This is a genomic window from Pseudomonas sp. LTJR-52, assembly GCF_003691465.1.
Lineage (GTDB): Bacteria > Pseudomonadota > Gammaproteobacteria > Pseudomonadales > Pseudomonadaceae > Chryseomonas > Chryseomonas luteola.
In genome coordinates this window covers 1,201,632-1,221,106 of the sequence record NZ_CP033105.1, presented here as the reverse complement: position 1 = coordinate 1,221,106, position 19,475 = coordinate 1,201,632, and the positions used below count along the sequence as shown (strand labels likewise).

General features: G+C 56.9%; 16 protein-coding genes. 6 read left to right on the top strand and 10 right to left on the bottom strand.

Annotated elements, in window-relative coordinates; all coding sequences use genetic code 11:
• Positions 1–70 precede the first annotated feature (70 nt).
• The gene (locus EAW52_RS05530) at positions 71–883 is read left to right on the top strand and encodes an HAD family hydrolase (protein WP_122041719.1); all 813 of its coding nucleotides are present in this window, start codon (positions 71–73) and stop codon (positions 881–883) included.
• A gap of 46 nt (positions 884–929) precedes the next feature.
• Here the strand turns inward: EAW52_RS05530 and EAW52_RS05525 are convergent, their stop codons facing one another.
• The 8 genes from EAW52_RS05525 to EAW52_RS05490 all read right to left on the bottom strand — a co-directional run bounded on the left by EAW52_RS05525 (position 930) and on the right by EAW52_RS05490 (position 10,493).
• A complete protein-coding gene (locus EAW52_RS05525; protein WP_010795656.1) occupies positions 930–1,823 on the bottom strand; it encodes an ABC transporter permease subunit in 894 nt (297 codons plus the stop codon).
• Positions 1,820–2,716 carry an ABC transporter permease subunit gene (locus EAW52_RS05520; protein WP_010795657.1) on the bottom strand — a complete coding sequence of 299 codons (897 nt, stop codon included), beginning with the start codon at positions 2,714–2,716 and terminating at the stop codon, positions 1,820–1,822. Before EAW52_RS05520 ends, EAW52_RS05525 begins: the two co-directional genes overlap by 4 nt.
• The gene (gene potA / locus EAW52_RS05515; RefSeq protein ID WP_122041718.1) at positions 2,713–3,867 is read right to left on the bottom strand and encodes a polyamine ABC transporter ATP-binding protein; all 1,155 of its coding nucleotides are present in this window, start codon (positions 3,865–3,867) and stop codon (positions 2,713–2,715) included. Before potA ends, EAW52_RS05520 begins: the two co-directional genes overlap by 4 nt.
• 175 nt (positions 3,868–4,042) lie before the next feature.
• Positions 4,043–5,113 (bottom strand): polyamine ABC transporter substrate-binding protein, encoded by a 1,071-nt coding sequence (locus EAW52_RS05510; RefSeq protein ID WP_051370210.1) that lies wholly within the window; start codon positions 5,111–5,113, stop codon positions 4,043–4,045.
• A gap of 450 nt (positions 5,114–5,563) precedes the next feature.
• Positions 5,564–6,661, bottom strand: coding sequence for a polyamine ABC transporter substrate-binding protein (locus tag EAW52_RS05505; protein ID WP_122041717.1), 1,098 nt, complete (start codon positions 6,659–6,661; stop codon positions 5,564–5,566).
• A 217-nt stretch (positions 6,662–6,878) separates the two neighbouring features.
• The gene (locus EAW52_RS05500; protein WP_122041716.1) at positions 6,879–8,249 is read right to left on the bottom strand and encodes an aspartate aminotransferase family protein; all 1,371 of its coding nucleotides are present in this window, start codon (positions 8,247–8,249) and stop codon (positions 6,879–6,881) included.
• Between the two features lie 46 nt (positions 8,250–8,295).
• Complete coding sequence (locus EAW52_RS05495; protein WP_122044730.1) at positions 8,296–9,654, bottom strand: glutamine synthetase family protein; 1,359 nt, start codon at positions 9,652–9,654, stop codon at positions 8,296–8,298.
• Positions 9,655–9,740: 86 nt separating this feature from the next.
• Positions 9,741–10,493, bottom strand: coding sequence for a gamma-glutamyl-gamma-aminobutyrate hydrolase family protein (locus EAW52_RS05490; protein ID WP_122041715.1), 753 nt, complete (start codon positions 10,491–10,493; stop codon positions 9,741–9,743).
• A gap of 279 nt (positions 10,494–10,772) precedes the next feature.
• Here EAW52_RS05490 and EAW52_RS05485 point away from each other — a divergent pair, with 279 nt between their 5' ends.
• From EAW52_RS05485 to EAW52_RS05465, 5 genes are all read left to right on the top strand, one after another.
• Positions 10,773–12,149: a glutamine synthetase family protein gene (locus tag EAW52_RS05485; protein WP_074822246.1), complete on the top strand. Its 1,377-nt coding sequence runs from the start codon at positions 10,773–10,775 to the stop codon at positions 12,147–12,149.
• 143 nt (positions 12,150–12,292) lie between these two features.
• Positions 12,293–13,348 (top strand): extracellular solute-binding protein, encoded by a 1,056-nt coding sequence (locus tag EAW52_RS05480; protein ID WP_122041714.1) that lies wholly within the window; start codon positions 12,293–12,295, stop codon positions 13,346–13,348.
• A 145-nt stretch (positions 13,349–13,493) separates the two neighbouring features.
• Positions 13,494–14,156, top strand: a complete 663-nt coding sequence (locus tag EAW52_RS05475; RefSeq protein WP_122041713.1) for a TetR/AcrR family transcriptional regulator — start codon at positions 13,494–13,496, stop codon at positions 14,154–14,156.
• A 219-nt stretch (positions 14,157–14,375) separates the two neighbouring features.
• The gene (aguA, locus tag EAW52_RS05470) at positions 14,376–15,485 is read left to right on the top strand and encodes an agmatine deiminase (RefSeq protein WP_122041712.1); all 1,110 of its coding nucleotides are present in this window, start codon (positions 14,376–14,378) and stop codon (positions 15,483–15,485) included.
• Positions 15,486–15,677: 192 nt separating this feature from the next.
• Positions 15,678–16,358 carry a type 1 glutamine amidotransferase domain-containing protein gene (locus tag EAW52_RS05465; RefSeq protein ID WP_122041711.1) on the top strand — a complete coding sequence of 227 codons (681 nt, stop codon included), beginning with the start codon at positions 15,678–15,680 and terminating at the stop codon, positions 16,356–16,358.
• A gap of 99 nt (positions 16,359–16,457) precedes the next feature.
• On the opposite strand, the gene EAW52_RS05460 is transcribed toward EAW52_RS05465, so the two are convergent.
• Positions 16,458–17,768, bottom strand: a complete 1,311-nt coding sequence (locus tag EAW52_RS05460; protein WP_208825586.1) for an OprD family porin — start codon at positions 17,766–17,768, stop codon at positions 16,458–16,460.
• 326 nt (positions 17,769–18,094) lie between these two features.
• Positions 18,095–19,408, bottom strand: coding sequence for an OprD family porin (locus EAW52_RS05455; protein WP_256680740.1), 1,314 nt, complete (start codon positions 19,406–19,408; stop codon positions 18,095–18,097).
• Positions 19,409–19,475: the final 67 nt, after the last annotated feature.

Genomic DNA, 19,475 nt, shown 5'->3' with positions numbered 1-19,475 from the left:
AGGTAGCGCATCGAGGCGCACCTCCAGGCAGCCTGTCGCTCTTTTCTACTATGGCTCGACAGGAACGATAATGACGAACCACCCCTATCAACTTATGCTGTCGGATGTCGATGGCACCCTTTTGCGTACCGATAAGCAATTAAGCCAAGCTACGATAGAGGCCGTACAGCGCCTGCGTGAGGCTGGAATCGACTTTACGCTGGTCAGCAGTCGCCCGCCACGGGCCATGCGTTGGCTGATCGAAGCGCTTGATCTTACCCTCCCCGTCGGCGCCTTCAACGGCGGCACCCTGCTCAAGCCGGATGGCACGCTCTTGCAGGCACACCGTATACCCCGGAATGCCGTGGACAGCGTGTTTGAGCAGCTTGAGGACGAAGACCTGGATATCTGGCTCTTCGCCGATAATGAATGGATCATTGCCAATCCAGACAACCACTACATCGGCCATGAGAAAAGAGCCCTGGGCTATGATCCGCTGATCGTCGACCGCTTTGATGACTACCTTGACCGGGTCGACAAGCTGGTAGCTGTCAGTAAGAACCATGATCGCCTCGCCAGCCTGCAACCCGAGCTGGATCAGAAGCTGGGGCAGTATGCCCATACCGTACGTTCCCAACCCTACTATCTGGATATTACAGCCGCCCAGGCCAGTAAAGGCCATGCGCTAGTGGCACTGGCGGAGCATCTGAGCATTCCACTCACGCGTACCGTCGCCATTGGAGACGGTGAAAACGATATTTCAATGTTCAAGAAAGCCGGGCTCTCCATTGCCATGGGACAAGCCGAGGAAGACGTCAAGGCTCACGCCATGCAGATCACCGCCGAAACCGACAGGAACGGTCTGGCCGAGGCCATACACCGATTCATTCTGGCAACAGGCTGATCCACCCCAGGCATAAAAAAAGCCACCTTTCGGTGGCTTTCTTGTATCAGCTATTGGTAGGCGGCGCGGTGAAACGCTCAACGTCCCGCTCATTGGCAGTTTCCGTCACCGTCGACTCCATGGCCTCCTTCAACCCCTGCAGCCGCTTCTTCTCAGCCCGACGCGTGAAATACCACGCGAGGAAGGTAAACAGCGAGACCGCCAGCAGAATCAGGCTGGCAATGGCATTGATCTCCGGCTTGACGCCCAGGCGCACAGCGGAGAACACCTCCATTGGCAAGGTGGTTGAGCCAGGGCCGGACACGAAGCTTGCAAGCACCAGATCATCCAGCGATAACGCAAAGGACATCATTCCACCCGCTGCCAGAGAAGGCGCAATCATCGGGATGGTGATCAGCATGAACACCTTCCAGGGACGCGCGCCCAGGTCCATGGCGGCTTCCTCGATGGACAGGTCCAACTCGCGCAGACGCGCCGACACGACTACCGCTACGTAAGACGCGCAAAAGCTGGTATGGGCGATCCAGATCGTGACGACACCCCGATCCTGCGGCCAGCCGATGAACTGTGCCATGGAAACGAACAGGAGCAGCAGCGACAGACCGGTAATCACCTCAGGCATGACCAGCGGTGCAGTGACCAGACCGCCAAACACCGTACGCCCGCGAAAGCGAGGAATACGCGTCAGCACGAACGCCGCCAGCGTTCCCAGGATGACCGAGGAAATCGCCGTGTAGAACGCGATTTCCAGGGAGCGCCCTACGGCGCCCATCAGCTGGTTATTGTCCAGAAGCCCTGCATACCAGTGCACCGACCAGCCGCCCCAGACAGTCACCAGACGCGAGGCGTTGAACGAATAGATCACCAGGATGACCATCGGCAGGTAGATGAACAACAGGCCCAACACCAACATCAGGTTTGTGAACTTCAGGCTTCTCATAGCTTGCCCTCCAGCTCCTTCGCCTGATTCCTGTTGAACAGGACAATAGGCACGATGAGGATGATCAGCATGACCACTGCCAGAGCCGAAGCCACCGGCCAGTCGCGGTTATTGAAGAATTCCTGCCACAACACACGGCCAATCATGAGCGTTTCCGGCCCGCCCAGCAGTTCCGGAATCACGAACTCGCCTACTGCTGGGATGAAGACCAGCATGCAGCCCGCGATGATGCCGTTCTTGGACAACGGCACCGTGATACGCCAGAAACTGGTAAAGCGACTCGCTCCCAGGTCAGATGCCGCCTCCAGCAGTGTCAGATCGTGCTTCACCAGATTGGCGAACAGCGGCAGGATCATGAACGGCAGATAGGAGTACACAATCCCCAGATACACCGCGAAATTGGTATTGAGCAGGCGCAGCGGCTCGTGAATCACACCAATGAACATCAGGAATTCATTGATCAGGCCGTTGGTGGACAGCAGCCCCATCCAGGCATAGACCCGGATCAGAATGGCCGTCCAGGTCGGCATCATGATCAGGAGAAGCAATACCGTCTGCACATCCTTGCGTGCCCGAGCGATGGCATAGGCCATCGGATATCCAATCAGAAGACAGATCAGCGTACTGATGCCAGCGATCTTGAGTGAGCCAAGGTACGCGTCCAGGTATAGCGGATCGTCCGTGAACATCAGGTAATTCCCGAAATTCAGGGCAATATCCAGCTGCTGGTCGGCATAGGTCAGCAGTTCGGTATAGGGTGGAATCGCGACGTCCGCAATGGCGAAACTGATCTTCAGCACAATGGCGAACGGCAGCAGGAAGAACAGGAACAGCCACACGAACGGGACGCCAATAACCAGGCGGCGGCCATCGAACAGTTTCTTCAGACTCATGATTGCAGTACCACGCCGCTGTCATCTTCCCAATACACCACTACCGGATCGTCCCACGTCGGGCGTTTGCCCAGGCGCACGGCGTTGGCGATGAAGCACTGGACCAGTTGCCCGGACTCCAGCTTGATGTAATACACCGAATGCCCGCCCAGATAGGCGATGTCATGCACGGTCCCGCGTAGCCAGTTGTAGTTGGGGTGTTCATGGTCTTCCGGCAGGCGGCTGGCCATCAGGAGCTTTTCCGGGCGAATCGCATAGGTCACGCGCTTGTCTTCAGCGCGGGTGCTAATCCCGTGGCCCACGTAGATATGCCGCTCGAGCTGCGGCGAGGCAATGATGGCGTGATCCGCATCGTCCTCGATCAGTTCACCGTCGAACAGGTTCACGTTGCCGATGAATTCGCAAACCAGGCGGCTGGCTGGCGTTTCATAGATATCCATCGGGCTACCCACCTGAGCGATCCAGCCCAGGTGCATGATTGCGATGCGCTGAGCCATGGTCATGGCTTCTTCCTGGTCGTGCGTCACCATCACACAGGTCACGCCCACACGCTCGATGATCTCCACCAGTTCCAGCTGCATCTGCGAACGCAGTTTCTTGTCGAGCGCCCCCATCGGCTCGTCGAGCAACAGAAGCTTGGGCCGCTTGGCCAGTGAGCGCGCCAGGGCCACCCGCTGACGCTGTCCACCAGAGAGCTGATGCGGTTTACGCTTGGCATACTGTGTCATGTGCACCAGCTTGAGCATTTCGGCCACGCGCTGGTTGATCTCTTCCCTGGGCAGCCTGTCCTGCTTCAAGCCGAACGCAATGTTCTGCTCGACCGTCATGTGCGGGAACAAGGCATAGGACTGGAACATCATGTTGATCGGCCGGTCATACGGCGGCATATTGGTGATGTCCTGCCCGTCCAGGAAGATCCTTCCCTCGGTGGGTTGCTCAAACCCCGCCAGCATGCGCAGCAGCGTGGATTTACCAGAACCGGAGCCACCAAGCAGCGCAAAGATCTCGCCTTTGTTGATGGTCAGTGAAACATCATCAACTGCCACCGTTTCATCGAATTTCTTGGTTACCCGATCGATCTTCACCAGCACTTCTTTGGTCTGCTGAACACCGGTCACGGCTTTTTTAAAGGCACCGGAGGCTATCGCCATTATTTACTCCCCAGGGGTCTTGAAATCCTACCTGACAGCTACGGCATGAGGTTCTAGAGTCGGTGCGGAAAACCCCTCCGCCCTTCTTGCCCTAGCGCCGACCGTGCCTCTTTTCGCCTTGCTGTCAGCCAGGCATTCAGCCTGACTCAACGGTCAGGCTATCGAATATGGAACGCTATTTACCGGATTTGATCCGGGTCCAACTGCGTGTACTGATCCGCAATATCTGCGGAGGCAGTTCCGCCATTACATACAGCTTGTCCATCACCTCTTGGGGTGGATAGACCGTTTCATCCTGGCGCACCTTCTGATCCATCAACTCGCCTGACTTGGGATTGGGATTAGCGTAACCAACGGAGTCGCTTACCTTGGCAATCACCTCAGGCCGCAGCAGGTAGTTGATGAACGCATGTGCCTCTTTCGCATTAGAGGCATCCTTGGGGATGGCCAACAAATCAAACCACAGGTTCGCTCCCTCTTTGGGAATGGCATAAGCGATCTTGACGCCCTTTCCCGCCTCCTCGGCACGTGACGCTGCCTGGAAAACATCACCCGAATAGCCAAAGGCCACACAGATATTGCCGTTGGCCAGATCGGAGATGTATTTCGAGGAGTGGAAATAAGTCACGTACGGGCGAACCTGCAGGAGCTTCGCCTCGGCTTTCTTGTAATCGTCAGGATTTGTGCTGTTGGGGTTGAGCCCCAGGTAGTTCAGCATGGCCGGGATGACTTCATCCGGCGAGTCCATGAAAGAAACACCGCACTTGGTCAGCTTCTTGATGTTTTCCGGCTCGAACAGCACTGCCCAGGAGTCGATCTTGTCGGTGCCAAGCACCTCCTTGACCTTGTCGACATTGTAACCGATACCGTTGGTTCCCCATAGGTAAGGCACGCTGTGCTCGTTACCCGGATCGTTGGTCTGAAGCTGCTTGAGCAAAGCAGGGTCCAGGTTCTGCCAGTTGGGCAGCTGGCTGCGGTCCAGCTTCATGAACGCGCCAGCCTTGATCTGCTTGCCCAGGAAATGGTTGGACGGCACTACCACGTCATAGCCGGTCCGCCCGGCCAGAAGCTTGCCCTCGAGGGTTTCATTGGAGTCGAACACGTCATAGACCGGCTTGATTCCGGTTTCCTTCTGGAAATCTTCCAGCGTGGTCTCACCGATGTAATCGCTCCAGTTATAGATGTGCACGACTTTCTCGGCATGGGCCAGTGGTGTAAAGGCCAGCGCAGCGGCAGTGGCAAGCAGCGTCTTACGAAGGGAAAGAAACACTCGGTCGTCCTCTTGGTTAGTGGCCAGTCCATACCTGACTGTGCGGCCGATTTCCTTGTGAAGAATCTATGAATGAATACAGGTTTAACGCGACGGCCCTACCATAGGGCTCTTACCTAACCCTGGAACGCATCCGGCATCGGCTAATATGGCCCGCACATGCACGGTTGCAGACATGCGAATTCCCGGCGGCTACCGCCAGTGGCAATAGTGCCTTCACCTGCTTACCGTACGGCCTGCCTGATAACGGGCCGCGTTGATACAGGATGAGCGCGGAAATGTCACGGATAAACTGATTTTTCGTATCGGTACAGCTCACCGAAGCTGCAATCAGATTCGAGCGTGGGTCGGATAATCGCTGCGTTGTATACATGCCCTATCCTTCCAGAAGGCCCCTCCAACAACTGCCGGAGGGGCCTGCATCGCTTATTTGCCGGACTTGATCGTTGTCCAGGCACGGGTCATCGCACGCTGCACCTTGGCCGGCAGGTCCGGGAAGGCGTACAGCTTGCCCATCGTCTCCTGAGTCGGGTAGATGCCCGGGTCGTTGCGAACCTCGTCGCTGACCAGCGGTGTCGCTTCCTTGTTGCCGTTCGGGTACTGCACGTAGTCGCTGATCTCGGCAATGATCTCCGGCTTCATGATGAAGTCGATGAACTTGTAGGCGCCCTCGGTATTGGTAGCGTCCTTTGGAATGGCCATGGTATCGAAGAACGTACCGGCACCTTCCTTGGGAATGTTGTACTTCACCGTCACGCCATTCTTGGCATCAGCGGCACGGGCCTTGGCCTGGGCGATGTCGCCGGAATAGCCGACCGCCACGCAGACGTTGCCGTTGGCCAAGTCAGAGATGTACTTGGACGAGTGGAAATAGGTGATCGACGGACGAATCTGCATGAACAGATCCTGCGCCGCCTTTAGCTCTTTAGTGTCCTGGCTGTCAGGCTTGTAGCCCAGGTAATGCAGACCGGCAGGAATGATCTCGGTTGGCGAGTCCAGCAGTGCGACACCACAGCTCTTGAGCTTGGAAATATTTTCCGGCTTGAAAATCAGGTCCCAGGAGTCCACCGGGGCGTTGTCGCCCAGTGCAGCCTTTACCTTGTCAGGGTTGTAGCCAATACCGATGGTACCCCACAGATAAGGAATGGCGTACAGGTTACCCGGATCGCTGACTTCCAGGGTCTTCATCAGCTGGGGATCCAGATTTTTCCAGTTGGGCAGCTTGTTCCTGTCCAGCGTCTGGTAGACGCCAGCCTTGATCTGCTTGGCCAGGAAAGAGTTGGAGGGGACAACTACATCATAGCCCGACTTGCCCGCCAGCAACTTGGCTTCGAGTACCTCGTTGCTGTCATACACGTCATAGACCACCTTGATGCCCGTTTCCTTTTCAAACTTGGCAATGGTGTCTTCAGCGATGTAGTCGTTCCAGTTGTAAACGTGCAGAACCTTGTCGTCTGCCATCGCGTGACCGGCGAAGGCGCCAGCCAGACTGAGTGCGAGCAGTGTCTTGCCAAAAGCTTTCATGCGGAAATGCTCCTAAACAGGGTCGTATAAGTATTCCGGAGGAGGCTTTTCAATCCTCCCCTGGTGCGTCTGGCCAACGCACCGGCGCAGTCTGGCAAGGTCCGGCGCGCGGCTCAAGAGTGCGCCACCATTCCTTTTGATTTTTGCCATCATCCAAGGGTGCTGTTATGTCAGACAAACACCCCTGGACGCTCGTTCTGCTCGCGACTCGTCTTCACTACCGATGCAGGTCGGCAGCCGTCAGGTCCAGGCACTTGCGCACCAGCACCATCAGCTCATCGATCTGCGCGGGCGTGATGACCAGCGGTGGCGAAATGATCATGGTATCGCCCACGGCCCGCATAATCAGGCCATTGCGGAAGCAATGTTCCCGACAGATCATGCCTGCCTCACGTCCCGTGAAGCGCGCCCTTGTCCGCTTGTCCTGTACCAGCTCCAGCGCGGCCACCAGGCCCACACCTCTCGCCTCGCCTACCAGTGGATGATCGGCCAGCGTCTGCCAGCACTTCTGCAAGTAAGGTGCCGTTTCGCTTTTGACTCGCTCGATAATGCCCTCGTCGCGCAGGAGACGGATATTCTCCAACGCCACAGCGGCCGCAACCGGATGCCCCGAGTAGGTGAAACCGTGGTAGAACTCGCCGCCCTGGTTGAGCACCTCGACGATCTCGTCCCGCACGATCACACCTCCCATGGGGATATAACCGGAGGTCAGCCCCTTGGCGATGGGCATGAGGTCTGGCGTCATGCCGTAGTGCTGACTGCCGAACCATTCTCCGGTACGCCCGAACCCACAGATAACTTCATCGGAGATGAACAGAATGTCGTATTTCGCCAGTATTTCGCGAATCCGTGGCCAATAGGTGTCCGGCGGAACGATTACACCTCCAGCGCCCTGAATTGGCTCGGCAATAAAGGCGGCCACCTTATCCTCGCCGAGTTCCAGGATTTTTTGCTCCAGCTGATCGGCGATGCGAATCCCGAACTCATCCGGGCTCATGTCGCCGCCCTCGCCATACCAGTAAGGCTGGTCGATGTGCTCGATTCCCGGAATGGGCAGATCACCCTGCTCGTGCAAGGCTTTCATGCCGCCCAGGCTCACGCCGGCCACGGTTGACCCGTGATAACCATTCCAGCGGCCGATGATGATCTTCTTCTGTGGCTGCCCCTTGGTCGCCCAATAATGACGAACCATGCGCAGGACAGTATCGTTGGACTCCGAGCCCGAGCCGGTAAAGAACACGTGGTTCATGCCTTCGGGTGCGATATCTGCAATCGCCTTGGCCAACTCGATGGCTGGCGGGTGCGCAGTCTGGAAGAACAGGTTGTAGTAAGGTAGTTCGCGCATCTGCCGGGTAGCGGCCTGAACCAGCTCTTCACGGCCATAGCCGACATTCACACACCACAGCCCGGCCATCCCATCGAGGATGCGATTGTCATCGCTGTCCCACAGATAGATGCCTTCGGCACGCGTGATGATGCGCGAGCCCTTTGCATTGAGCTGCTTGTAATCCGTAAAGGGCGGCAGGTGATGGTTCCGGCTGAGTGCCTGCCAGTGCGCGGTACGCTCGCTGACGGTCCTGTCGTTCATAACACCTCCTGGGTTGGAATGCGCCAGCTGTGCTGGCGCGATCAGGTCATACGCTCATCAACAGGAACTCGCGCTCCCAGGAACTGATGACCCGCTTGAAGTTTTCATGCTCGGCGCGCTTGACGGCCACATAGCCCCGCGTGAAGCGTGTGCCCAGGTATTGCTCAATGGTCACGGACTGCTCCATGCGCTCCAAGGCTGCTTCCAGCGTCAGCGGCAGGCGCAGGTTACGACGCTCGTAGCCACGCCCCTTGACGGGAGCGCTAGGTTCGATGCCTTCGATCATGCCCAGATACCCACACAGAAGACTGGCAGCCAGCGCCAGATAGGGATTGGCGTCCGCACCGGCCAAACGGTTTTCCACGCGGCGATTCTGCGGGTCGGAATCCGGCACCCGGAGGCCTACAGTGCGGTTCTCTTCGCCCCACTCCACGTTTACCGGAGCAGAGGTGTCCGGCAGGAAACGACGAAACGAGTTCACATTGGGCGCAAACAGAGGCAAGGCTTCGGGGATGTATTTCTGCAACCCACCGATGTGATGACGGAACAGCTCGCTCATCGTGCCGTCTTCTTCCGAGAACACCGTCTTGCCTGTCTTCAGGTCCACGACGCTCTGGTGCAGGTGCATCGCGCTGCCGGGCTCACCGGTCATGGGCTTGGCCATGAAGGTAGCCGTGACGTTGTGCTTCAGGGCGGCCTCGCGCATGGTTCGCTTGAACACAATGATCTGGTCCGCCAGATGCAGGGCATCGCCATGACGGAAATTGATTTCCATCTGGGCCGTGCCTTCCTCATGAATCAGCGTATCCAGATCCAGCTTCTGAAGCTCGCACCAGTCGTACATGTCTTCAAAGAGCGGATCGAACTCGTTGGCGGCATCGATTGAGAATGACTGGCGGCCCGTCTCCTGGCGACCGGAACGGCCTACCGGGGGCTGCAGGGGATAATCCGGGTCATCGCTACGCTTGGTGAGATAGAACTCCATCTCGGGCGCGACGATCGGCTTCCAGCCTTTGTCGGCATACAGCTTGAGCACCTTCTTCAGGATATTGCGTGGAGACAGTTCGATCGGGCGACCCTGCTTGTCGTAGGTATCGTGAATGACTTGCGCCGTGGGCTCGATGGCCCAGGGCACGAGGAAGACAGCGTTCTCGTCAGGCCGGCAAAGCATGTCAATATCGGCCGGATCGAGAAGCTCGTAATAGATGTCATCCTCGACATAGTCTCCCGTCACGCTCTGCAACAGAACGCTCTCCGGCAGGCGCATGCCTTTTTCATTGATGAATTTCGAGGTGGGCGAGATCTTGCCGCGGGCGATGCCGGTCAAATCGGAAATCAGGCATTCGACTTCGGTGATCTTGTGTTCTTTCAACCACTGGGTGAGCTGGTCAAGCTGGTTAGCCATAAAGACCTCAAGGTTTTGAAAAACCTGCCCGGAAGGCATATGGACTTACCGTCCAGGCAGGATGATACGGCGGTCAAGGACCGCCGTCAGCGCTGCCCGGCCCGCTGTCGGCAGGCATCGCCAAAGGCGTTGAAAATCGCCAGATAATTCGAATTGGAGCGTACCTGCCATTCAGGGTGCCACTGCACCCCAACGGCAAAGACAGAGGCGCCCTCTACGGAAAACGCTTCCACCAAGCCATCCGGCGCCAGAGCCTCGGCCCGAAGACCTGGTGCGAGACGCTCGACGCCCTGCCCATGCAGGGAATTGACCTGGAACTGCTCGGGCAACCCCAAGCGCTCGAATACACCGCCCGGCTGAACATGAACGGCATGACTGGGCGCATACTGCACGTCAAGCGGATTATCCGGTCGCTCGCGGTGGTCGGCAAACGGGCCAACCTCGTGCACCTTCTGATACAGGCTGCCGCCCATTGCCACGTTCATCTCCTGAAAGCCGCGGCAGATACCGAGCACAGGAACGCCTGCATCCACGGCCGCTCGAATCAGCGGCAGGGTGGTACGGTCACGATCAGGATCATGGGCGGTGCCCGGCGCACTGGGAGGCCCCTGGTAGTGATGCGGCTCCACGTTGGAAGGCGAGCCGGTAAACATCAATCCATCGAGACGTGCAAGCAGGGTAGGCTGGTCAAGCAGGTCAGCCAGCGCGGGAATAACAAGTGGCAGGCCACCCGCTCCGGTCACGACGGCACGCAGATACTTGTCGCCGGCGATGTGGAAGGTATGCAAACCGATCTGCTTGGTGCAGGCGGTCACGCCGATCAACGGCAGGCACGACATGGGACACCCGTTACGTTTGCCATGGTTGGATGAATTGGAGAGTAGTCTTGTTCATTTTTTTCCACAACCGTTCTTTCAAGACCGCTTATGCGGTTCGCACATTCTCTTCCAGCCGGCGTGTTACGGGGACTCAAGCGAAGCCCTGTGCCCCAATGAAAGGCCTTGATCAGGCCTTCGAGCACCAATAACGAGCAAAGTTGACTTTAGGTCCCCTTTCGGATTGACTCCTAGGTGAAGTCCCCGCTGATTGATATTTTTAACAACTATAGGTGTTGCATCATGTCGGTACCCCCGCGTGCCGTTCACTTGAATGAAGCGACCGACTTCCTCCAGGCACATCCTGAAGTGCAGTTCGTCGACCTTCTGATCTCGGACATGAACGGCGTGGTGCGTGGTAAACGCATCGACCGAAACAGTCTGCCCAAAGTCTTCGAAAGAGGAATCAATCTACCCGCCTCACTCTTCGCACTTGATATCACCGGCTCCACCGTAGAAAGCACAGGCCTCGGCCTTGATATCGGTGACGCCGACCGCGTCTGCTATCCCATCGCCGGCACGCTCTCCATGGAGCCCTGGCAGAAACGCCCTACCGCACAACTCCTGATGACCATGCACGAAATGGAAGGCGCGCCATTCTTCGCCGATCCTCGCGAAGTGCTGCGTCAGGTCGTTGAACGCTTTACCGAGATGGAACTGACGGTCGTCGCGGCCTTCGAGCTTGAGTTCTATCTGATCGATCAGGAAAACATCAACGGCCGGCCCCAGCCGCCCCGCTCGCCTATTTCCGGCAAGCGCCCGCAGTCCGTTCAGGTGTACTCCATCGATGATCTCGACGAGTACGCCGATTGCCTGCAGGACATCATCGATGGTGCCCGTGCGCAGAATATTCCTGCCGATGCCGTCGTGGCCGAGTCGGCTCCCGCGCAGTTCGAGGTCAACCTCAATCACGTGGCCGACCCGATCAAGGCATGTGATTACGCAGTGCTGCTCAAGCGGCTGATCAAGAACATCGCCTACGACCATGAAATGGACACTACCTTCATGGCCAAGCCCTATCCGGGGCAGGCAGGTAACGGTCTGCATGTGCACATTTCGCTGCTGGACAAGAATGGCAACAATATTTTCACGAGCGAGGATCCCGAGCAGAACGCCGCGTTACGTCATGCCGTCGGCGGTGTGCTCGAGACCCTGCCCGCCTCGATGGCCTTTCTATGCCCCAACGTGAATTCCTATCGTCGCTTCGGCTCGCAGTTCTACGTACCCAATGCACCGAGCTGGGGGCTGGATAACCGCACCACGGCGCTGCGCATTCCGACTGGCACGCCCGATGCCGTACGCATCGAGCACCGTGTGGCGGGCGCTGATGCCAACCCCTACCTGCTGCTGGCAGGCGTACTGGCAGGAATCCATCACGGTCTGACCAATCACGTCGAGCCGCCGCCGGTGACCGAAGGCAACTCCTACGAGCAGCACGAGCAAAGTCTGCCGAACAACCTGCGTGATGCCTTGCGGCAACTGGACGACAGCGAAATCATGGCGCGATACATCGATTCGAAGTACATCGATATCTTCGTGGCTTGTAAGGAGCATGAACTGGAAGAATTCGAGCATTCCATTTCGGATCTCGAATACAACTGGTACCTGCACACCGTCTAGCACGTCGGTTGTAGACAACGTCCGTTCGTCCTCGCCGGGCGGCCGTTGTCTGTTTACGAGAACGCCGTCACACTTTGCAGCTTTTCGTACCGTCCTGGCCTTAGTTCCACGGAAGGTCCCATGATGGAACACAAGGAGTTTCCATGCGAAAGCTGCTCATGGCACTGGCCATTCTGCCCTTGCTCGCACAGGCCGAAGAGGTTGTGCACGTCTATAACTGGGAGGATTACATTGACCCTCAGGTCATCAGTGATTTCCAGAAGGACACCGGCATCCGTGTCGACTATCACACCTTTAGCACTTCTGAGGAGGCGAATGCCCTCCTTGATGGCGACACGCCGATCGATGTGTATGCGCCTTCCCATGACGAGCTCAAACGACTCATCCGGGAAAACAAGCTGCAAAAACTCAACACCCAGCAGCTGCCCAATACCAGCAAGCTGGACCCCTACGTTTCGGGCATTCTGAATTCCGTGGACCCGGGCAACCATTATGCAGTCCCCTATTTGTGGGGTGCGGTAGGTCTGGCAATCAACGTTCCTAAGGCGCAGGAAGCCTTTGGCGGTCCGCTGCCGGAGAGCTGGAGCGTGCTGTTCGATCCCGAGCAGATCAAGCGTCTTTCCAAATGCGGAGTCAACCTGCTCGACGATCCCATCTATGTCTCATCAATCATGATGAACTATCAGGGCAACATTCCCGAGCGCAGCTCTCCCGCGCAGATGGAGAAAATTGCCAAGGACCTGATGAGCATTCGCCCCTATGTTCGCTCCATCGATAACGACGCCACGGTTGATGCATTCAAGAATGGCCAACTATGCGTAGCAATGGTGTACAGCGTAGGCGATGTAATCAATACGCGTAAGACAGGCCAGCCGATCAGCTATGTTGTACCGCAGGAGGGCACATATGTCTTTGTGGACACTCTGGTTATTCCCAGCAAGACGCGCAATCCCGAGCTGGCGCACCGCTTTATCAACTATGTGATGAGCGCTCGGTCCATGGCCCGTATTACCGAGGAAACCTCTTATCCAAACGCCAATCTCGACTCGATGAAGTTGCTTTCACCTGAGCTTCAGAAGGAAAATGCGCTTTACCCCAACGGAGCGTTGCGCCGTCGCCTGTTTGCTCTGGTTCCGCCACCTGCCGAGACTCGTCAGACATTCGAAGGTCTCTGGCAGACATTCAAGCAAGCCCGGTGATCTTCAAGATCAGATCGTAGTACTGAACGGGCAGGCTACCCCTGAATGGGCCGTATCAGGTTCTGGCGAGGCGCGATAACGCGGCGTGTCCGTACAGGCATCGTCAGAACCTCATCACCTTTACGACCAGGACACCGGTACAGTAATGGCCCGAACCTCCAGCCCACGCAAGGCGCGCAGCAGCAGCCGCCAGCGTATCGAGCAGATCCTGGCAGCGGCTCGGCACATGCTGATAGATCAAGGGCCTGCACGCCTAAGTATCTATGGCATCGCCGAAAGGGCGGGCCTTCCGCCGTCCTCGGTCTATCACTTCTTTCCCAGCGTTACCGCACTGCTCGAGGCCCTTACCCAAGAGGCTCATGCAGCGTTTCGCGCCTGTCTTCAGGCTTCCGTCGACCATGACAGCCTTAACGACTGGCGTGATCTGTCGCGGATCGTCGAGGCACGCATGCTGGAAGTATATGAACAGGATGCCGCGGCCCGGCAATTGATCCTGGCCAATCATGGCCTGACCGAAATAGTCCAGGCCGACCGACAGCATGACACCCGGCTAGGCGAGCAGCTTCAGGCACTGTTCGCAGCCCATTTCCATCTGCCTCCTCTGCCAGACGATATCGATATCTTTACCCTTGCCATGGAGCTGGGTGATCGCGTCTACGCAAGATCCGTACAACAGCACGGCGTTATTACGCCTCGCTGGGCAGCAGAAAGCCATCGGGTTTTCGATGCCTACCTTAGTCTTTACCTTCCGCCCTATTTGCCCAAGCGAAACACGTACCTGCCAAACGACTTAACAGTTGCCCAATAAGCCGATAGTTATCCGTCCAGTTATCGCATGCCGTAATGGTATTGCTTAAATTCATTTTTAAGTCGGATATTTATCCGTTATAAAGCACGCCTTTGCCTGTCGGCATAACGGCCAGCCAGTAATGGCACTCGAATCTGCTACCGTTAACGGGATGTCCCGCTCATTCGCGACCGTTGCCTGAACCTGTACGACCTACCCCTTCGATGGAGAATCACAATCATGAGTCTGCTCGCCTCGACACCCCGTGCTGAAGGCTTCCGTATGCCCGCGGAGTGGGAGCCCCAAAAGCAGGTCTGGATGATCTGGCCCGAGCGTACCGATAACTGGCGCCTGGGTGCCAAGCCAGCCCAACTGGCCTTTACCGAAGTCGCACGAGCCATTGCACGCTTCGAGCCGGTCACCGTTGGTGTTTCTGCTGCTCAGTTCGACAATGCCTGTGCACGACTCAACCACCCGGCCATTCGTGTCGTCGAGATCAGCAACGATGATGCTTGGGCGCGTGATACCGGCCCGACTTTCGTCATCAACGATCAGGGGGAAGTGCGCGGTGTGGACTGGACCTTCAACGCCTGGGGCGGGCTGGTTGGCGGGCTGTATTTTCCCTGGAAGCGGGACGATCAGGTCGCCAGTAAAATCCTGATGATGGAAAGCTGCCCCCGCTACCGCACTGAGGATTTTGTGCTGGAAGGCGGTTCTATCCATGTCGATGGTGAAGGCACGCTCATCACCACCGGCGAGTGCCTGCTCAACCGCAACCGCAATCCGCATCTGTCCCAGCGTGAGATTGAGGCGATCCTGAGTGATTATCTGGCTGTGGATAAGGTTATCTGGCTGCCGGACGGTTTGTATAACGACGAAACCGACGGTCATGTGGATAACTTCTGCTGCTACGTGCGTCCTGCCGAAGTGCTGTTGAGCTGGTGCGATGACGAAAATGATCCGAACTATGCGCGGTGTCGCGCAGCGCTTGAGGTACTGGAAACCAACACGGATGCCAAAGGCCGCAAGTTCACCGTCCACAAGATTCCAACGCCCGGCCCGCTGTACGCGTCGGATGAAGAATACGAAACCGTAGATGCTTCAGTGGGCAGTCAGCCGCGTAAGTCAGGCGAGCGTCTGGCGGCGTCGTACGTCAACTTCCTGATCGTCAACGGCGCCATCATCGCACCAACGTTCGATATCCCGGAAGATGCCGAAGCCCTGGAAGTTCTTCAGCGCTGCTTCCCTGAGCGCGAGATCGTACAGGTCCCAGGCCGCGAGATCTTGCTGGGGGGTGGCAATATCCACTGCATTACCCAGCAGCAGCCTGCCCCCAGAGCGCGAAGCTAAGCACCACGCGTGCTGTGGAATAAAGCCGGAGCCTCCCGCCAGGCTTCGGTTTTTGTGAACACGTCAGGCGCTTCATGTACAAACTGCCATCAGGCATGTGATAACGCTGAATTGTCCTCTCGGATGTGCTGTCCATACCCCTACCGCGCTCCATAAGGGGCTTATCGGCAACTGGATCGGTGGACCCATCACATGAATATCCTTCTCGTACTGACGTCCCATGACCAACTAGGCAATACCGGTAAAAAGACCGGCTTTTGGCTGGAAGAGTTTGCGGCACCTTATTATGTCTTCAAGGACTCAGGCGCTACGCTGACCCTGGCGTCACCCAAAGGAGGCCAGCCACCCCTGGATCCCAAGAGTGATGAGCCAGAGGCGCGCACCGAGGCGACAGAACGCTTCCGTAATGATCCCGATGCACAGGCGGCTCTCGCCAATACCGTGCCGCTCGCAAGCGTCAAGGCGGATGATTACGACGCTGTTTTCTATCCGGGAGGCCATGGGCCGCTCTGGGATCTGGCTGAAGATCAGGACTCCATTGCGCTGCTGGAAGCCTTTTATGCGGCGGGCAAACCCACCGCCCTGGTTTGCCATGCACCCGGCGTGCTGGCCAAGGTCAAGACTGCTGACGGTGAGCCTCTGGTCATGGGTAAGCAGGTAACAGGTTTCACCAATACCGAAGAGGAAGCGGTTCAACTCACCGACGTCGTACCCTTCCTCGTGGAAGATATGCTCAAGGCCAACGGCGGCCTGTACAGCAAAGGGGCTGACTGGGCGCCTTACGTACTGACTGAAGGTAATCTGATAACAGGCCAAAACCCCGCCTCTTCGGAGCCTGCGGCCAAGGCCGTGCTGGAACAGCTCTCTCGCTAAACCCGTGGAGCCTTCTGCAAAAAGAAAATGCCGCCCTCCCGAAAGGGAGGCGGCATTTCCAGTCTACGTACCATCGTAAAGGATGGTCTTACTTACGTCTTAGAGCAGCGGAATCGAATAGCTCAGCATCAGACGGTTTTCATCCTGATCGCGGGTGTTGGCGACATCGTTACGCCATACCGCGTTACGCCACTGAATGCCCAGCCCTTTCAAGGTTCCGGTAGGCACGGTATAGCCCAGGGTAAAGTCCCGCTCCCACTCGCTCGGATTGCTGCCAGCCGCCTCGATATGGTCTCCCTTCAGATAGACCACACCTGCCGTCAACCCCGGCACGCCCACTTGGGAAAAGTCATACGCGTAGCGCACCAGCCAGGTCCGCTCACCGGCACGCGTAAAGTTCTGATTCTGCGAGAAGGTGATCAGGTATGGCGTAGCACCATCTCCCTGGTTCAGGAAGGGAAAGTTACTGTCCCCGTTTATGACCTGATAGCCACCGCCAAAGGTATGGCCGGCCACGCTGTACAGGAACTGACCGCTGTACAAATCGTTATCGACCTTGCCCTTGGTTACGCCGCTGCCGTAGTAGCCATTGGAGTAGTAGTCCGGATTATGTCCATTGGCACCATCGTCGGTACTGTGGAAATAACGCAGGTCACTCTTAAGCACACCCGGACCGATCTGCCAGTCATGCACCAGACCCAGGAAATGCTGCTTGTAGTAATCTTCAAGGTTGGCGTAGTAGTAGCTGACCGTCAGGTCCTTGGTCAGCTTGTAGTCACCCCCCGCAAAGTAGAACGCGTTGCTGCGCTCGGTGCCGCCGAGAATGCGCAGGCTGTCCATGTTTGAAGAGTTACGCGCCTTGGAATGCTCCAGGCGACCGGCATTCAAGGTCAGACCTTCGATTTCCCTAGAGGTGATCATGCCGCCTTCAAAGGTCTGTGGCAGCATGCGGCTGTCATTGTAGGTCACCACCGGCAGCGTTGGCATAAGTGTGCCGTAACGCAGCTCGGTCTTGGAGATACGAACCTTGGCGGTCAGGCCCAGCGTTGAAAAGTTATCAACGCCAGTGCCGTGCCCGTTATCCGGGAACACACTGTTGGCATCAGTCCCATGCGTACCCTTGCCCGAGTCAAGCTTGAGACCGAGCATCCCCAGGGCATCAACGCCAAAGCCGACCGTACCCTCGGTGAAACCGGATTGATAGTTGAGCATAAACGCCTGCCCCCACTCCTCTGCCTTGGAGGCAGACTTGGGCGCAGCCGAGTCACGGTTATCCTGATTGAAATAGAAGTTACGTAACGTAAGGGTAGCCTTGCTGTCCTCTAGGAAGCCCGCGGCATGGGCAGCGCTGTTCAGGGTCAGGCCAAGGCAGCCGGCAGCAATGGCTGCGGCGAGAGGTTTTACGTTCAAAAGATGCTCCACAACTAACAACAACAAGAGCGGCTGTTAAGGCACACGTACGGCCGCACGGCTAAGCCGGCAAGAGAGCGGGTAGATCGAGGTTGGCTTTATAACGCCTTGTGTCTCCAATCCCTGGAAGATAAGGCCGTTCACTGACGCGTCCCTTGTCGGCGGCGCAAAACTAAATGTAAAAAAGTGTTTCGTCCATAACAAAGTGCCATCATTTCAGGCAAAACACTTTTTCACCGGAAGGCTTGAATATTCAGAGAAATTCTTTTCTACCAAGTCCAAGCTTGATAAGGCTTGCCGTGTAGCGACAAGCCCCTCCAACCTCATCAGAGCAGTGGAATGGAGTAGTTGATAATGACGCGTGTTTCATCCTGATCACGCTGCCCGGGAAAACCCGGCCGGTACATGGCATTTCTCACCGTAAAACCCACACCCTTCAAGACTCCTCTGGGCACCGTATACGACACGGTAAGATCACGTTCCCATTCGCTTCTGTCACCTGTTTGGTAACGGGCATTATCACCATGCCAGTAGGCAACACCGGCATTGAGCCCTTGTACACCTACGTTTCCAAAGTCGTACGCGTAACGGACATGCCAAGTATCTTCACCCGCATGGATAAACTTGCCAATCTGGGCATTGGTGATGGTGTATAGGGTTTTGCCATTACCTTGCTCAAGGTAGGGGAAGTCACTGTTACCTTCCGAGCCCTGATACCCCGCACCCAGCGTATGCCCCGCTACGCTATAGCTGAACATGGCACTGTACAGGCGGTTGTCGACCTTGCCTTTCACCGCACTCCCGCCATCGTAATACCCGTTGGCGTAGTACGCAGGCTCATGCCCATTGGCGCCGTCGCTACGGCTGTCGAAATACCGTAGATCCGTTTTGAGCACACCAGAGCCTAGCGGCTGGCTATGTAGCGCGCCCAGGAAGTGCTGTTTGTAGAAGTCATCCAGGCTGCCATAGTAATACTGAAGCGTCAGGTTTCTGGTGAGCTGGTAATCAGCCCCTGCATAGCGGAACTGGTTGCTGTCCGCTTTGGATCCAGCAATGGAAACCGACTCATAATTGCTGGAGTTGCGGTCTTTAACGTGCTCGATCTGGCCTGCAATCAGCGTGAGGTTATCAAACTCTTTCGAGGTGATCTGCCCGCCCTCGTAGGTTTGTGGCACCAGGCGCCCATCGTTGTAGTTGACCACAGGGAGCTTGGGCATCAGCGTGCCATAGCGCAGCTCAGTCCTGGAAACACGAACCTTGGCGGTCAATCCCAGGCTACTGAAATCATCCGTGGAAGCGCCATCGCTTTCGCGGGGAAACATGGTTCCTGGCTGGCGGCTGCCTTTGCCGATATGACTGCCAGAGTCCAGTTTCAGACCCAACATACCTATCGCGTCTACTCCAAAACCTACCGGCCCCGGTGTGAACCCGGACTGATAGTTGAGTATGAACGCCTGTCCCCACTCCTCGACCTTGGAAGGGTCCGTTGCCTTGCCGCCGCTTCGGTAGTCGGAGTTGATGTAGAAGTTACGCATGGACAGCGTAGCCTTGCTGTCTTCGATAAAGCCGCCTGCTTGTGCGGCCGTATGCAAGGAAAGCAGCCCGATGGCAGTCACCAGGGCAAAAGGGGAGGTATTCAAGGTGTGCTCCAACGCAATAACGACTTCTTGCAGCGCCGGAGCGCTACAACGCTTAGAGCAAGAGGTT

Excerpts from the sequence above, each read along its gene's own strand:
- EAW52_RS05465 (WP_122041711.1), top strand. The coding sequence starts at position 15,678 with ATGAATATCCTTCTCGTACTGACGTCCCATGACCAACTAGGCAATACC.
- EAW52_RS05505 (WP_122041717.1), bottom strand. The coding sequence starts at position 6,661 with ATGAAAGCTTTTGGCAAGACACTGCTCGCACTCAGTCTGGCTGGCGCC.
- EAW52_RS05490 (WP_122041715.1), bottom strand. The coding sequence starts at position 10,493 with ATGTCGTGCCTGCCGTTGATCGGCGTGACCGCCTGCACCAAGCAGATC.
- potA (WP_122041718.1), bottom strand. The coding sequence starts at position 3,867 with ATGGCGATAGCCTCCGGTGCCTTTAAAAAAGCCGTGACCGGTGTTCAG.
- EAW52_RS05480 (WP_122041714.1), top strand. The coding sequence starts at position 12,293 with ATGCGAAAGCTGCTCATGGCACTGGCCATTCTGCCCTTGCTCGCACAG.
- EAW52_RS05485 (WP_074822246.1), top strand. The coding sequence starts at position 10,773 with ATGTCGGTACCCCCGCGTGCCGTTCACTTGAATGAAGCGACCGACTTC.
- EAW52_RS05495 (WP_122044730.1), bottom strand. The coding sequence starts at position 9,654 with ATGGCTAACCAGCTTGACCAGCTCACCCAGTGGTTGAAAGAACACAAG.
- EAW52_RS05500 (WP_122041716.1), bottom strand. The coding sequence starts at position 8,249 with ATGAACGACAGGACCGTCAGCGAGCGTACCGCGCACTGGCAGGCACTC.
- EAW52_RS05475 (WP_122041713.1), top strand. The coding sequence starts at position 13,494 with ATGGCCCGAACCTCCAGCCCACGCAAGGCGCGCAGCAGCAGCCGCCAG.
- EAW52_RS05525 (WP_010795656.1), bottom strand. The coding sequence starts at position 1,823 with ATGAGAAGCCTGAAGTTCACAAACCTGATGTTGGTGTTGGGCCTGTTG.
- EAW52_RS05530 (WP_122041719.1), top strand. The coding sequence starts at position 71 with ATGACGAACCACCCCTATCAACTTATGCTGTCGGATGTCGATGGCACC.
- aguA (WP_122041712.1), top strand. The coding sequence starts at position 14,376 with ATGAGTCTGCTCGCCTCGACACCCCGTGCTGAAGGCTTCCGTATGCCC.
- EAW52_RS05520 (WP_010795657.1), bottom strand. The coding sequence starts at position 2,716 with ATGAGTCTGAAGAAACTGTTCGATGGCCGCCGCCTGGTTATTGGCGTC.